The sequence below is a fragment of the Micromonospora sp. WMMD1219 genome (assembly GCF_049315215.1).
GTDB classification, from domain to species: domain Bacteria; phylum Actinomycetota; class Actinomycetes; order Mycobacteriales; family Micromonosporaceae; genus Micromonospora; species Micromonospora tulbaghiae.
The window spans coordinates 2,035,411-2,049,913 of sequence record NZ_CP186057.1 but is presented as its reverse complement, the minus strand read 5'-3'; the positions used below and the strand labels follow the sequence as shown (position 1 = coordinate 2,049,913).

General features: G+C 71.6%; 13 protein-coding genes and 1 tRNA gene. 9 read left to right on the top strand and 5 right to left on the bottom strand.

The genetic code is table 11. The features are described 5' to 3' along the window. Positions 1 to 33: 33 nt before the first annotated feature. From ACN27C_RS09835 to ACN27C_RS09825, 3 genes are read left to right on the top strand one after another with little or no spacing between them, the layout of a single operon-like run. A complete protein-coding gene (locus tag ACN27C_RS09835) occupies positions 34 to 624 on the top strand; it encodes a hypothetical protein (RefSeq protein ID WP_358173913.1) in 591 nt (196 codons plus the stop codon). 49 nt (positions 625 to 673) lie between these two features. Next, entirely contained in the window at positions 674 to 1,648 is a 975-nt protein-coding gene (locus ACN27C_RS09830; protein ID WP_121685110.1) for an ArsA-related P-loop ATPase, read from the top strand. Between the two features lie 54 nt (positions 1,649 to 1,702). Further along, the gene (locus ACN27C_RS09825) at positions 1,703 to 2,851 is read left to right on the top strand and encodes an ArsA family ATPase (protein ID WP_422750977.1); all 1,149 of its coding nucleotides are present in this window, start codon (positions 1,703 to 1,705) and stop codon (positions 2,849 to 2,851) included. A gap of 9 nt (positions 2,852 to 2,860) precedes the next feature. Here the strand turns inward: ACN27C_RS09825 and ACN27C_RS09820 are convergent, their stop codons facing one another. Beyond that, a complete protein-coding gene (locus ACN27C_RS09820; protein WP_013289026.1) occupies positions 2,861 to 3,181 on the bottom strand; it encodes a WhiB family transcriptional regulator in 321 nt (106 codons plus the stop codon). A 403-nt stretch (positions 3,182 to 3,584) separates the two neighbouring features. Between ACN27C_RS09820 and ACN27C_RS09815 the strand changes: the two genes are divergently transcribed. Beyond that, a complete protein-coding gene (locus tag ACN27C_RS09815) occupies positions 3,585 to 6,029 on the top strand; it encodes a transglycosylase domain-containing protein (RefSeq protein WP_422751604.1) in 2,445 nt (814 codons plus the stop codon). 76 nt (positions 6,030 to 6,105) lie between these two features. On the opposite strand, the gene ACN27C_RS09810 is transcribed toward ACN27C_RS09815, so the two are convergent. Then, entirely contained in the window at positions 6,106 to 6,561 is a 456-nt protein-coding gene (locus ACN27C_RS09810) for a GatB/YqeY domain-containing protein (protein WP_091330623.1), read from the bottom strand. Positions 6,562 to 6,586: 25 nt separating this feature from the next. Here ACN27C_RS09810 and ACN27C_RS09805 point away from each other — a divergent pair, with 25 nt between their 5' ends. The 4 genes from ACN27C_RS09805 to ACN27C_RS09790 all read left to right on the top strand — a co-directional run bounded on the left by ACN27C_RS09805 (position 6,587) and on the right by ACN27C_RS09790 (position 9,646). Beyond that, positions 6,587 to 7,480, top strand: a complete 894-nt coding sequence (locus tag ACN27C_RS09805; protein ID WP_184977668.1) for a metallophosphoesterase — start codon at positions 6,587 to 6,589, stop codon at positions 7,478 to 7,480. A gap of 154 nt (positions 7,481 to 7,634) precedes the next feature. Continuing rightward, positions 7,635 to 7,711: transfer RNA gene (locus ACN27C_RS09800), tRNA-Pro, on the top strand. 80 nt (positions 7,712 to 7,791) lie between these two features. Then, a complete protein-coding gene (locus ACN27C_RS09795; protein ID WP_422750976.1) occupies positions 7,792 to 8,466 on the top strand; it encodes an HAD family hydrolase in 675 nt (224 codons plus the stop codon). Between the two features lie 67 nt (positions 8,467 to 8,533). Beyond that, the gene (locus tag ACN27C_RS09790) at positions 8,534 to 9,646 is read left to right on the top strand and encodes a calcium:proton antiporter (RefSeq protein ID WP_120574097.1); all 1,113 of its coding nucleotides are present in this window, start codon (positions 8,534 to 8,536) and stop codon (positions 9,644 to 9,646) included. 48 nt (positions 9,647 to 9,694) lie between these two features. Here the strand turns inward: ACN27C_RS09790 and ACN27C_RS09785 are convergent, their stop codons facing one another. Beyond that, positions 9,695 to 10,168 carry a hypothetical protein gene (locus ACN27C_RS09785; RefSeq protein WP_233585927.1) on the bottom strand — a complete coding sequence of 158 codons (474 nt, stop codon included), beginning with the start codon at positions 10,166 to 10,168 and terminating at the stop codon, positions 9,695 to 9,697. 109 nt (positions 10,169 to 10,277) lie between these two features. Here ACN27C_RS09785 and ACN27C_RS09780 point away from each other — a divergent pair, with 109 nt between their 5' ends. Beyond that, the gene (locus tag ACN27C_RS09780; RefSeq protein ID WP_120572742.1) at positions 10,278 to 11,567 is read left to right on the top strand and encodes an MFS transporter; all 1,290 of its coding nucleotides are present in this window, start codon (positions 10,278 to 10,280) and stop codon (positions 11,565 to 11,567) included. Positions 11,568 to 11,660: 93 nt separating this feature from the next. Here ACN27C_RS09780 and ACN27C_RS09775 read toward each other — a convergent pair whose 3' ends face one another. Next, positions 11,661 to 13,403, bottom strand: a complete 1,743-nt coding sequence (locus ACN27C_RS09775; RefSeq protein WP_120572741.1) for a bifunctional metallophosphatase/5'-nucleotidase — start codon at positions 13,401 to 13,403, stop codon at positions 11,661 to 11,663. Positions 13,404 to 13,804: 401 nt separating this feature from the next. Then, positions 13,805 to 14,497, bottom strand: coding sequence for a histone deacetylase (locus tag ACN27C_RS09770; protein WP_252448198.1), 693 nt, complete (start codon positions 14,495 to 14,497; stop codon positions 13,805 to 13,807). Between the last annotated feature and the right edge of the window lie 6 nt (positions 14,498 to 14,503).

Genomic DNA, 14,503 nt, shown 5'->3' with positions numbered 1-14,503 from the left:
GCGGCGACGGGAGCCGCAACCCGGGGGAGACAGATGACCCAACCGCCCGCCGGTGGCGACACCGGCACGCCCGGCGACCCGAATCCGCAACCGCCGCCCACCGGCGGCGCACCGCCGGGATCCGCACCCACAGCCGGCCCGCCGGCCTACCCGTCCGGCACACCGCCGTATCCGCAGCCGCGCAAGCGACCGGCGGTGCTGATCGTCTCGCTGGTGCTGGCCGCCGCGGTCCTGCTCTGCGGCGGCGGGGGCACTGCCGCGTTCCTCGCGCTGCGCGACAGCGAGGACGGCCAGGGCGCAAAGGAGCCGCAGGTCGCGGTGGACGGCTTCCTCAAGGCCGTCTACCAGGAACGCGACGCCGACAAGGCGGCCACGTTCGTCTGCTCCGCGGCCCGCGACGACGAGAAGATCGCCACCAAGGTCGCCGAGGTGCAGAAGTACGTCGCGCAGTACCAGAACCCCCGGTTCCGCTGGCCCACCCCGACCGTCGACAACCAGACCGGGGACCGGGCCACCGTCTCCGCCCGGGTGACCATGACCACCGCCGACGAGAAGGTCGCCGAGCAGGCGCTGCGTTTCACTGTGGTGCGGAAGACGGGTTGGTGGGTCTGCGAGGTCGGCTGATCCCACCGGCCGGACAGAGCTGGTCCCAACGGCTGGTTAGGCTCGACGGATGGCAGCGAGTGAGCAGCCGGCCGAGCCCGCCGGCAGATGGCCGGCCCGCCTGCACGTGGTGACCGGCAAGGGCGGCACGGGAAAAACGAGCGTGGCCGCCGCGCTGGCCCTCGGCCTGGCCGCCGAGGGCCGGCGCACCCTGCTGGTCGAGGTGGAGGGCCGGCAGGGCATCGCCCAGCTCTTCGGCACCGATCCGCTGCCGTACGAGGAGCGGCACCTCGCCGACGCGCCCGGCGGCGGTGAGGTGCGGGCGCTGGCGGTCGACGCCGAGGAGGCGCTCCTCGAATACCTGGACATGTTCTACAAGCTCGGCGCCGCCGGCCGGGCGCTGCGCAAGCTCGGCGCGATCGACTTCGCCACCACGATCGCGCCGGGCCTGCGCGACGTGCTGCTCACCGGCAAGGTCAAGGAGGCGACCACCCGGACGAACGGGTCACGCCGGACGTACGACGCGGTGGTGCTGGACGCGCCGCCGACCGGGCGGATCGGCCGCTTCCTGAACGTGACGGCGGAGACGGCCCGGCTGGCGAAGGTCGGCCCGATCAAGACCCAGAGCGAGGGCGTCTCCGCGCTGCTCCGGTCGCCGATGACCGCTGTGCACGTGGTCACGCTGCTGGAGGAGATGCCGGTCCAGGAGACGCTCGACGCGGTCGCGGAGCTGACCCAGCTCGGTTTCCCGGTCGGCCGCGTGATCGTCAACGGCGTCCGCCCGCCGGTGCCGGCCGGGCGGGCGGTCACCGCGGCCGAACTGAAGCGCGGGCTGGCCGCCGCCGGCCTGCCGACCGACGGCCCGACCGTGGCCGGGCTCGTCGAGGAGGCCCGTGACCAGCAGGTACGCCGTGAGCTGGAGGACTCCCTCCGGGGTGACCTGGTGGATCTCGGCCTGCCCCTGGTCGAGTTGCCGCTGCTGCCCGAGGGGGTCGACCGGGCCGGGCTGGAGACGCTCGCCGAGGCCCTCGTCCGGGCGGATTGACTCACACCTGCGGCCGGCACGGAGCAGAGTGCCCCTCGGGACCGATACGCTCGATTGGTGCCTTCCGAAGACGCGGCGCCTCCGCTTGACGTCGACCAGATCCTCGCCGACGACGGCGTACGGATCGTGGTCTGCTGCGGGGCGGGCGGCGTGGGCAAGACGACCACGGCGGCGGCGCTGGCGCTGCGCGCGGCCGAGCGGCACGGCCGGCGGACGGTGGTGCTCACCATCGACCCGGCGCGCCGGCTGGCCCAGTCGCTCGGCCTGACCGAGCTGGACAACACACCCCGGCAGGTCAAGGGCATCGACGTCGAGGCCGGCGGCGGTGAACTGCACGCCATGATGCTCGACATGAAGCGCACGTTCGACGACGTGGTGCTCCAGCACACCGACCCGGCGAAGGCGGCGGAGATCTTCGCCAACCCCTTCTACCAGGCCATGAGTTCCACCTTCGCCGGCACGCAGGAATACATGGCGATGGAGAAGCTGGGCCAGTTGCACGCCCGGGGCGAGTGGGACCTGATCGTGGTGGACACGCCGCCGTCGCGCTCCGCGCTCGACTTCCTGGACGCGCCGGCCCGGCTGTCCCGGTTCCTCGACGGCCGGATGCTGCGGCTGCTGCTGGCCCCGGCGCGCAGCGGCGGGCGGAGCATGTTCAGCCTGGTCACGGCGAGCTTCGGGATGTTCTCGAAGGTGGTGCAGAAGGTGATCGGCGCCCAGCTGCTCACCGACCTGTCCGGCTTCGTGGCCGCCCTCGACTCGATGTTCGGCGGGTTCCGGCAGCGCGCCGAACAGACGTACCGGATCCTCCAGGCCCGGGAGACGGCGTTCCTGCTGGTCGCAGCACCGGAGCCGGACGCGGTCCGGGAGGCCGCCTACTTCGCCGGGCGTCTGCGGGAGGAGCGGATGCCGTTGGCCGGGCTGGTGCTCAACCGGGTGCACCGGCCGGCGGCGGACCTGTCCGCCGCGGAGAGCCTGGCCGCCGCGGAGCGGCTGGCCGGCGTGGTTGGGCACGAGGGCACCGTCGAGGTGTTGCGCGCGCACGCCGCGCTGGCCCAGCAGGCGGTACGCGAGGAGCAGGTGGCGGCCCGGTTCACCGAGGCGTTCCCGGCGGTGCCGGCGGTGTCGGTGACGGCGCAGCCCGCCGACGTGCACGACGTCGACGGGCTGCGGACGATCGGCGAGGCGATCAGCCGGAGCTGACCGGTCCGGTCAGTTGGCCGTGGTGACCAGGATCTTGTCCTTGCCGGCCTTCTCCTTGGCGTTCTTCTTCATGGCCGCCTCGAACATCTTGCGCCAGCTGGTGACCTGCGGGTGGCGGCGCAGCAACGCCCGGCGTTCGCGCTCGGTCATGCCACCCCACACCCCGAACTCGATCCGGTTGTCGAGCGCGTCGGCCAGGCACTCGTACCGAACTGGGCAGCTCCGGCAGATCCTCTTCGCCACGTTCTGTTCGGCGCCCTGTACGAACAACGCGTCCGGGTCTCCGTTCTGACACGCCGCCAGTGACGGCCAGTCAGTGATCATGCCCATCTGTACACGTCCCCCCTTGCAGTACCTACCGACTTCGCGCGAGCAGCCCTCGTACTCCCCCCGGTCGTTCGCGCCGGCCTCCCCAGGGCGGCACAAACGACTCATGGCTGCGGTCGCCGCCACCATCATGCTGTGTAGTCGCCCGATTACGCAACGTTGTCGGCGAAATCCATCATTCCGGACACTCCCGGCTTCCCGGGCTTTCGCCCCGCGACTACCCCGCCCGAGTACGTGAAAACGCTGCGCCACTGCCGGACTTCGGCAGAGACTTCCGCCGGATCTCACGCAACCCCGGACCAGGGCTCGTGCGTTTAGCACAACGAGGCCGGCGCATGCAGGAAATGGGGAAACTTCCCCACGCGCCCGCCGATTCCTACTCGCGTACCCTGTCGAGGTGACCTGGATGCGGAAACGTGACCACAACGTGCTGACCAACGCCGCATCGCTGCTGATCTGCGGCCTCTTGGCCGGAGTGGTGGTCGCCGCGGCGGCCTTCCCCGTGGCAGCGATGTCCGGACTGGCCGCCAAGGCCGGAGCGGAGACGTTCGAGGCGCTGCCCAAGGAGCTGACAGTCGCCCGGGCACCCCAGATCACCAAGCTGCTCGCGGCCGACGGCAAGACCGTGCTGGCCACGATGTACGACGAGAACCGCAAGGACGTCCAGCTCAAGGACATCTCGCCGTACATGCAGAAGGCCATCATCGCGGCCGAGGACCACGACTTCTACAAGCACAACGGCGTGGACATCAACGGTGTGGCGCGGGCCTTCGTCAACAACCAGGCCGCCGGCTCCTCCCGGCAGGGCGCGTCGACGCTCACCATGCAGTACGTCCGGCTGGCCATCTCCTACTCGGCCACCCACCCGGCCGACGTCGTCGCCGCGACCGAGGACACCAGCGGTCGCAAGCTGCGCGAGATGAGCCTGGCGCTCCAGGTCGACAAGGAACTCTCCAAGGACGAGATCCTCCGGCGCTACCTGAACATCGCCGCGTTCGGCAACGGCGCGTACGGCATCTGGGCGGCCAGCCAGGTCTACTTCAACAAGCCGCCGAGCAAGCTCGACATCCAGGAGTCGGCGATGCTCGCCGGCATGGTGAAGGCCCCCACCTCGTTCGACCCGACCACCAAGTCGGGCTACCCCGAGGCGGTCGGCCGGCGCGACTACGTCATCCAGAACATGGTGCAGATCGGCGCGATCAACCAGCAGGAGGCGGACGCCGCCAAGAAGATCAAGCTCGAGGTCAGGGGCAAGCGCACCCCGAACGGCTGCACCCAGACCACCACCCGCTCCTGGGGCTTCTTCTGCGACTACCTCTACCGCTGGTGGCTCCAGCAGGAGACGTTCGGCGCCACCTCGTACGACCGGGAGCGGCGGCTCAAGAGCGGCGGCTACACGATCATCTCCACGCTGGACGTCCAGGCGCAGAAGGGCGCCGACAAGGCCGTCCGCAACAAGCTCGGCGAGAGCAGCAAGGCGGCCCGGATGGTGGCCGCCGTCGAACCGGGCACCGGCCGGGTCCGTGCCGTGGCGGTGAACCGGAACTTCAAGCTCGACGACCCGGCCGACCCGCAGAACAAGATTTCCAGCGACCCGAAGAAGGCCAAGAAGAAGATCCGGGGCAACTACCCCAACACGGTGAACCCGCTGGTCACCGGTGGTCCCGGCATCGCCGGCTACCAGGCCGGCTCGACCTTCAAGATCTTCACGCTGGTGGCCGCGCTGGAGAAGGGCTACCCGCTCAGCTACCCCATCAACGCGCAGCCGGTGTTCAAGTCGGACTACCCGGTCGAGTTCAACTCCCCCGCCGCCTGCCCGGGCACCAGCAAGTACTGCCCGAAGAACGCCAACCCCGCGATGGCCGGCATGCACAACATGTGGAGCGGCTTCGGCTTCTCGGTGAACACGTTCTTCATCGACCTGCAGCAGCGGGTCGGCGCGGAGAACGTGGTGAAGGCCGCGCAGAAGCTCGGCATCACGTTCCGCTCGTCGAGCGACGCGCAGCTCGCCGCCAACCCGCACCAGTGGGGCGCGTTCAGCCTCGGCGTCTCCCAGACCACGCCGCTGGAGCTGGCGAACGCGTACGCCACGCTCGCCGCCGACGGCAAGTACTGCGAGCCGATCCCGGTGCAGGAGATCCGCGGTCCGGACGGCGAGAAGCTGGACGTCGCCAACCCCCGCTGCGAGCAGCGGGTCAGCACCGAGGTGGCCCGCGCCGCCGTCGACGCCGCGCGCTGCCCGGTCGGTGACCGCTCCTCCACCACCAAGTGCGGCCCCGCCACCGCCGGCAACGTCCGCAACATCGTCGACGCGCCGGTGGCCGGCAAGTCCGGCACCACCGACTCCGACCGCACCTCGGCCCTGGTCGCGATGACCAAGCAGTACGCGGTGGCCGGCATCATGGCCGACCCGGACTGGCCGCAGACCAACCAGAAGATGGGCCACGACGAGACGCCACAGGGCATCAACCCGGCGGTCTACCAGACGCTGCGTGACGCCATGAAGGGCAAGGAGCGGAAGAACTTCACCCCGCCCAGCGGCAAGATCGTCCTGGGCGACCAGCGCTCCATCCCGGGCGTGAAGTGCGAGTCGATCGAGACCGCGAAGTCCCGGCTGAAGGGTGCCGGCTTCGAGCCGGTGGTCTCCAGCAACAAGGTGCCGTCGGAGTGCCCGGCCGGCACCGCGGCCGGCACCAGCCCCGACGGGCGCACCATCAAGGGCGGCGTGGTGATGATCGAGGTCAGCTCCGGCCAGGGCGGCACCCCGGAGCAGGGCGGCACCGCGACACCGGACCGGCCGGGTGGCCCGGGCGGACCGGGTAACGGCAGACCGGGACGACCCGGGAACTGATCCCGGACAGCAGACAGCGACGGCCACCTCCTCCGGGAGGTGGCCGTCGTCGTTTCCGCGCTACGGAAGCGCCGGGTCAGAGACCGAGCTGGCGGCGTACCTCGGCGGCCACCCGACCACCCTCGGCCCGGCCGGCCACCGCGGCCTGGGCCGCCTTCATGGCCGGGCCCATCTGCGCCTTACCGGTGAAGCCGCCCGCGGCGAGCGCCCCCGAGACCAGCTCGGCCAGCTCCTCGTCGGAGAGCTGCTTGGGCAGGTAGCGCTCCAGCACCTCGCCCTCGGCGGTCTCCTTGCCGGCCTGCTCGGCGCGCCCCGCGTCGGCGAACGCCACCGCCGCCTCGCGGCGCTTCTTCGCCTCCTTGGTCAGCACGGCGAGCACCTCGTCGTCGCTGAGCTCGCGCTTTTCCCGGCCGGCGACCTCGGCGTTGCCCACGGCGGCCAGGGCCATCCGCAGCGTGGAGGTGGTCAGCTCGTCGCGCGCCTTGAGAGCGGCGCGCATGTCGGCGGTGAGACGGTCCTTCAGCGTGCTCATGGACGGTGAAACTACCCTGAACGCCATGCGAAAGCGCACACTATTCCGGCTCGCGGCCGGAACCGTCGCCGCCGGCGCGGCCACCCTGGCGTACGCGTCGCTCGTCGAGCGCAACATGTTCACCCTCCGCCGGTACGACGTGCCGGTGCTCCCGACCGACGCCGAACCGCTGCGGGTGCTGCACCTCTCCGACCTGCACATGATGCCCGGCCAGCGACGCAAGCAGGACTGGGTGGCCTCCCTGGCCGCACTCGACCCGGACCTGGTCGTGGTCACCGGCGACAACATGGCGCACCCCGAGTCGGTGCCGGGCGTGCTGCGCGCCCTGCAACCGCTGCTCGACCTGCCCGGCGCGTTCGTCTTCGGCTCCAACGACTACACCGGGCCGGTCCTGAAGAACCCCTTCACCTACTTCCTGCCCGACCGGGAGTACACCGAGGGTGTGCCGCTGCCGTACGAGGAACTGCGCGACATCCTCACCGGCGCCGGCTGGGCCGACCTGAACAACGCCCGCACCACGCTCAAGGCCGGCGGGCGGGAGATCGAGCTGGCAGGCGTCGACGACCCCCACATCGAACGGGACGACTACGACGCCGTGGCCGGCCCGGTCAGCCGCGACGCGGCGCTGTCCATCGCGCTGTCGCACTCCCCGGAGCCGGTCCTGCTGGACCGGATGGCGGCCGACGGCTTCGGCCTGCTGCTGGCCGGGCACACCCACGGCGGCCAGGTCTGCGTGCCCGGGTACGGCGCGCTGGTGACCAACTGCGGACTGCCCCGCTCGATGGCGCGCGGGCTGCACCGCTGGCCCGGCTCCGACTCCTGGCTGCACGTCTCCGCCGGCCTCGGCACCCACCCCACCGCCCCGATCCGCTTCGCCTGCCCACCCGAGGCCAGCATCCTGACGCTGATCTCCCGCTGACCACCCCGCTTCCCGGCCTGCCCGGCAGATCTTGGTACGCGCCCGCCCCTCGGAGGGCTGATCCGTACCAAGATCTGCCGGGGGCGCGGGGCGGGGGGCGGGGGTACCGAGTTTGACCGTGGGGGCGGGTGGGCTACTATTTGTCGGCACGCCTCGGGGTGTGGCGCAGCTTGGTAGCGCGCTTCGTTCGGGACGAAGAGGTCGTCGGTTCGAATCCGGCCACCCCGACCAGAGGTAAGAGGGCACATCCGAGATCGGATGTGCCCTCTGCGTTTCCCCGGCCCCGCTCACCGTCGCAGTAGGATCCCGCCATGCCACGGCCGGTCGTCTTCGACCTCTTCCACACCCTGGTCCACGGCGCCGACGACGAGCGGGACCGCGTGGTAGGCGAGATGGCGCTCATGGTCGGGGTCGATCCGGCGGCGCTCGTCGACGCGTACCACGCCACCTGGCGGGACCGGCTCGTCCGGTGGAACGCGGAGGAGACCGTCCGCATCCTCGCCACCCGACTCGGCGGCTCGCCGACCGATGAGCAGGCGGCCCGCGCCGCCGCGCACCGGCTGACCCTCGCCCACCGGGTGCTGGGTCGCGTCTCGCCCGCCACGCTGGACGTGCTCGACGCGCTGCGCGAACGCGGGCACCGGCTGGCTCTGATCAGCAACGCCACCTCCGAGACGGCCGAGGCGTGGGCGGGCGGGCCGCTCGCCCGGCGCTTCGACGTCACGGTGTTCTCCTGCGAGGTCGGGCTGGCCAAGCCGGACCCGGCGATCTACCGCGCGGCCGCGCAGCGGCTGGGCGTCACGCCGGGCGACTGCGTATACGTGGGCGACGGCGCGGACGGTGAGCTGGCCGGTGCGGCGGCGGTCGGCATGACGGTGCTCCGGACGACCGAACACCAGGACACCGATCCGGGCTGGATCGGAATCGTGATCGGGAACCTCCGCGAGGTGCTCACCCACGTGGAGCAACCGGCCTCGATCGAATAGATCGACAGGACTGCCCGGAGCCACCCCGCCACGCGCGGTCAACTCTGCCCCCTGGCAAAGTATGCGCATGCCGCCGACGATCCGATCCCGTCTGACCGATTGGACCACCGTCGCGCCCCTGGTCGCTGTGCTCGTGCTCGTGATGACCTGGGGACGGGAGTTGCCCGGCCCGCTCATCTTCGTGGTGGCGGCCCTGCTCGCGGTGGCCGTACTGGCAGCGGTGCACCACGCCGAGGTGGTCGCGCACAAGGTCGGCGAACCGTACGGGTCACTCGTGCTCGCGGTGGCGGTCACCGTGATCGAAGTCGGTCTGATCGTCACGCTGATGATCAGCGGTGGCGACAAGACGCAGGCGCTGGCCCGGGACACGGTCTTCGCCGCCGTCATGATCACCTGCAACGGCATCCTCGGCCTGTCGCTGCTGCTCGGCGCACTGCGCCGGCAGGTGGCGGTGTTCAATCCGGAGGGCACCGGCGGGGCGCTCGCCACGGTGGCCACGCTCGCCACGCTCAGCATGGTGGTGCCGACGTTCACCACGAGCCGGCCGGGGCCGGAGTTCTCCCCCGCGCAGCTCGCCTTCGCGGCCGTCGCCTCGCTGGCGCTCTACCTGCTGTTCGTCATGGTGCAGACCGGCCGGCACCGCGACTACTTCCTCCCGGTCACGCAGGAGGGCAGCATCCTCGCCGAGGACAAGAACGGTGACGGGCACGCCGAGCCGCCGTCCACGCGTACCGCGTTGGCCAGCCTGGCCCTGCTCGTGGTGGCGCTCGTCGCGGTGGTGGGCGACGCGAAGACGATCTCCCCGGCGATCGAGACGGCGGTCGGCGCCGCCAACCTGCCGCAGGCCTTCGTCGGTGTGGTCATCGCGCTGCTGGTGCTGCTGCCGGAGACGCTCGCCGCCGCCCGGGCGGCACGGCGGGACCGCGTGCAGATCAGCCTCAATCTCGCGCTCGGCTCGGCAATGGCCAGCATCGGCCTGACCATCCCGGCCATCGCGATCGCCTCGATCTGGCTGGACGGGCCGCTGGTGCTGGGTCTGGGCGGCACCCAGATGACGCTGCTGGCGCTGACCGCGGTGACGGCTGTGCTCACCGTGGTGCCGGGCCGGGCGACTGTGCTCCAGGGCGGCGTGCACCTGGTGCTGCTCGCCGCGTTCGTCTTCCTGGCCGCCAGCCCCTGAGCAGGCACGCCCGCAGCCGGGCCGTAGGCCGCCGGACAACAAGACCCGTCAGTCGTGCATCTCCGTCCGCGCCACCTCGGCGAACGCGGCGGTCAGGTACTCGGCGAACGGGCGCCCCGTGACCGCCAGCAGGTCGGCCACCAGCAGCGGCGCGTGCCGGGCGATCGCCGCCGGATCGGGCGGATTCTCGTCGTCGCCCGGGTCGTAGACGCCGAGCGCGCCGGCCAGCAGCACCAGCAGCACGTGCGGGTCGACGTCGGGCCACCAGGGCGCCGCCGACCGCACGCACCGTTCCAGCACCTGCCGTACGTCGTCGCCGTCCAGCCCGTCCGGGTGCCCCTCCTCCAGCAGCAGCCGGACCACGCCGCCGAGCACCAGCCCGGCCCGGTCGGCGGCGGCCAGCCGCTCGACGGCCGGGGCGTACGCCTCTGCGTCGCGCTCACGCGCGGCGGTCACCGCGTCGGTGGCCGTCTCGGCGATCTCGCGGGCCGGTGCGGGCAGGTGCCGCCAGGTCGTCGTCACCGGGTCAGCATGGCAGAGCACGTGTGATCGCTCACCTTCCGGCCCGGCGACCGCGTGTGTAAGGGGTAAACGGGTCGCGGTCGTCGTACCCGCCGAACAGAATCCCAGCATGCTGCGCCGCGCCCTGCCCGCCCGTCCCGAAGCCCGCCGGATCCTCCTGGGCACGCTGTTCTCCGCCGTCGGGCGCGGCCTCACCCTGCCGTTCCTGTTCATCTACCTCACCGACGTGCGCGGTCTGACCGACACCCGGGCCGGGCTGGTGATCGGCTGGTTCGGCGCGGTCACGCTGGCTCTGTCGCCGCTGGCCGGCACGTTCATCGACCGGTTCGGCGCGCGCCGGGTGGTGTTGCCCTGCCTGGTGATCGAGGCGATCGGCACCGGCTCGCTGGCGCTGGTCGACTCGACGGCCTCGGCGTTCGGCGTGATGACGCTCGTCGCCGTCGGCAGTTCGGCGATCTGGGCCGGGCAGAACACGATCCTCGCGTCGCTGACCGGCGACGGCGAGCGGCAGCGCGTCTTCGGGCTCAACTTCGCGCTGCTCAATCTCGGTATCGGCACCGGCGGCCTGATCTCCGGCGCGGTGGTCGACGTGGCTCGTCCGATCACCTTCGAGGTGATCTACCTGCTGGACGCGGTGAGCTACCTGACGCCGGCCCTGATCCTGCTGAGCCTGCCGCACGTCGGGCGCCGGCCGGCCGTGGCCACGGGCGCGAAGGCCGACGGCCGGAGCACCGGCGGCTACCTCACGGTGCTGCGGGACCGGCCGTTCCGCCGCCTGGTCGTCTTCGGCCTGGTGCTCACCACCTGCGGGTACGCGCAGATCGAGGTGGGCTTCGCGGCGTACTCGGTGCGGGTGGTCGAGGTGACGCCCCGGGTGGTGGCGTGGGCGCTGGCCGCGAACACCGTGATGATCGTGCTCTCGCAGCTGCTGGTGATCCGGCGGCTGGAGGGGCGCAGCCGTACCCGTGCACTCGCCACCGTAGGCGCGGTCTTCGCCGGCGCCTGGCTGGTGCTCGGCGCGGCCGGCGTGGTGGGCAGCGGCAACGCGGTGCTCGCGGCGCTCGGCGTGGTGGCCTGCTCGGCGATCTTCGGGTTCGGCGAGACGATGCTGTCGCCGGTCATGCCCGCCCTGACCAACGCGCTCGCCACCGACGAGCTGCGCGGCCGGTACAACGCGATGAGCTCGATGATCTTCGGGATCAGCGGGGTGGTCGGCCCGGTCACCGCCGGCCCGCTGATCGCCGCGGCGAACGGCCGGGTGTGGGTCGCCGTCGTGGTGGGCGGCTGCCTGGCCGCCTCGGTGCTCGCGCTGTCGCTGCGTCCGCTGCTCACCGCCGCGCAGGACGGCCGTCCGACGGCGGCCGCGACGCCGGAGCCCGAGCCCGCGCGGGCGACCTGACACGAAGCCGGCGGCCTGCGGCGAAGCGTGCAGCCGGACACGAACGGGCCCCGGAGCGTCGCTCCGGGGCCCGTTCGGTGGTGCGGTCGGCCGTCAGCCGGCGGCGACCTCGGTGGTCGTGCGGATCCGGTCCAGCGCCGGCGGGGAGACCGGCGACTTCTCGGTCAGGTACGCGGTGAAGGCGTCCAGGTCGATCTGGCCGGTCACCGCGTTGGTGCCACCGGTCAGGACGCTGAAGCCGTCGCCGCCACCGGCGAGGAAGTTGTTCACGGTGACCCGGTAGGTGGCGGTGTCGGTCACCGGGGTGCCGTTGATGGTCAGGCTGCCGCGGACCACCCGGGTGCCGGCGCACGGCGTGCCGGCCGGTGCGGTGGTGCCGTTGACGTCCACGACGTAGTTGACCGTCGAGGACGCGTAGAGCACGCGCGCCACTGTGAACTGCTGCTCCAGCATGCAGTAGAGCTGCGCACCGGTCAGGTCCAGCGTCACCAGGTTGTTGGCGAACGGCTGCACGGTGAACGCCTCGGCGTAGGTGACCGGGCCGGCGTCGAGGTCGGCGCGGACGCCACCGGGGTTCATGAACGCGGCGACCGCGTTCTGCTCGGTGTCCGTCGCGGCGAGCTGCGCGTCGGCGATCACGTTGCCCAGCGGCGACTCACCGGTCTGGTACGTCGGCTTGCCGTTGACGTCGACCCCGGTCTGGTACAGGTTCTCCTGGGTCTTGGTGATCGCGGCGGTGGTCTCGCCGACCACGCGGTCGGCCACCGGGCCGAGCGCGGTCTTGTACCGGTTGATCAGGTCGGTCGAGGGCTGGTCCGGCTTCACGTCCCGGGTGACCACCACGTTGTTCGCGGACGCGCTCACCACGTCGCGGGTACGCGGGTCGATCTTCAGGTCGATCTGGGTGACCAGGCGGCCGAACGAGCTGGCGCTGGTGACCAGCTTGCCGTTGATGTTGCAGTTGTACGCGGCGTGGGTGTGCCCGCTGACGATCACGTCGATGGACGGGTCCATCCGGTTGGCGATGTCGACGATCGGGCCGCTGAACCCGGTGCAGTCGTTGATGCCGCCGCCGTTCTGCACGCCGCCCTCGTGCAGCAGCACGACGATGCTCTTGACTCCGAGCAGGCGCAGGATCTTGGCGTACTTGTTGGCGGTGTCGGCCTCGTCGGTGAACCGCAGGCCGGCGACGCCCTGCTGGCTGACGATGTTCGGGGTGCCCTCCAGGGTCATCCCGATGAAGCCGATCGGGACGCCCTTGACGATCTTGATGCCGAACGGCTGCATCAGCGGCAGGCCGGTGGAGGTCTTGAAGGCGTTCGCCGAGAGGTAGGTGAACTTGGCGCCACCGAACGGGGTGCCGTCGGCGCAGCCGTCCACCGGGTGGCAGCCGCCGCGCTGCATGCGCAGCAGCTCGGCCGCGCCCTCGTCGAACTCGTGGTTGCCGACGCTCGCGAACTCCAGCCCGGCGAGGTTCATCTCCTCGATGGTCGGCTCGTCGTGGAACGCGGCGGAGAGCAGCGGCGAGGCGCCGATCAGGTCGCCGGCGGCGACCGTGACGGTGCCCTTGCCCTGCTGCTTCGCGGCGGCGCGCATCGACTTCAGGTGGCTGGCCAGGTATTCCGCGCCACCGGCGGGCTGGCCGTCGATGCTGCCGCTGGAACCGGTCGGCGGCTCCAGGTTGCCGTGGAAGTCGTTGATCGCGAGCAACTGGACGTCGACCGGCTTCGGGCGGGCCTCGGCCTGGTCGGGGGTGACGGCGACCGCGGTGAACGCGGTCGCGGCGAGTGCGGCCAGGCCGACGGCGGCCCGGCGTCGCATCCCGGTGACGGACATGGAACTCCTCGTGAGGTGCCGGTATGTGGCGTCCGGGCGATGGTTCGCCCGGCGACCCTGATCCGTGCCGTGACAGGTGTCGATCGCGGAGGGCGGTACTCGGGGGAACGCCGCCCCGCCGGGGTAGCTTCTCATCCACCGGCCGCCAGGTCGAACGGGGCGGCATCAGGAATGGTCGTTGCCTCGCGCGGCCCGTACCGGTCTGCCGGACGAGTCGGACATGACGGTCAGGTGAAATTCCGCGCGGCGCACGCTGTCGATGCCGCCCGTCGTCGAAGGCGCCGGCTCCCAGGGACAGGGAGCCGGCGCCGACGCTCATGTCACGCGGAATTCCTTGCGCTGGCAACCGTCCTTGCCGGAATCACCTCCTGCCGGACACCCATCGCGAACCGAACGGTCGTTCATGTCCGCCGGCCCGGCATTTCGAGCAAACTGTCCGAACTCGACTGACGCTCCGGAGGGCCGGTCGGAGGTCCGCTGTGGGCGGTGCCGACGAGCCTGCGCAACGCCGGCCGCGTCCACCGCCCGGCGACCCCCGGGCGGCCCGCCAGGTAGCCGACGGTCCGCGCGGCGTCCCAGCCGTGCGCCTCGCGCAGCCCGCGCGCCAGCATCCCGAGATAGACCGGGGCGGGCCGGGTCCACCGCACCTCCACCGCCCGGTGCGGCGCGGTGAACGTGAGCATCGGCAGACCCTCGTGGACGCCGACGCGCAGCAGCGTCTCGTAGCGGCCCGGCCCGAGCCTCGCCCGTCCGGTCTCGACCGCCGCGCGGATCCCGGCCAGGTCGGCGCCGGGCGGCCGGTACATCTCCTGCGCCGCGATGTCCGCGAACTGCTCGACCGTCACCAGGTAGCCGCGCGCCGCCGCCAGGCCGGGCAGCAGCGGGTCGTAGAACGCCATGCCGCCGGTCCAGGCCCGCGACTCCCCGGCGAAGTAGACGCCGCCGTCGATCAGCACCGGAACCGTCCGGCGCGGTGGCCGGCGGTCCCGGCAGCCGGGGTACGTGCGCAGCCCGCCGGGTGGACACCCGCCACGCAGGTACCAGTCGAGCCGTGCGGCGTGCAGATTCGAGCCGTACGCGACGTACCAGAGCATCGGCGG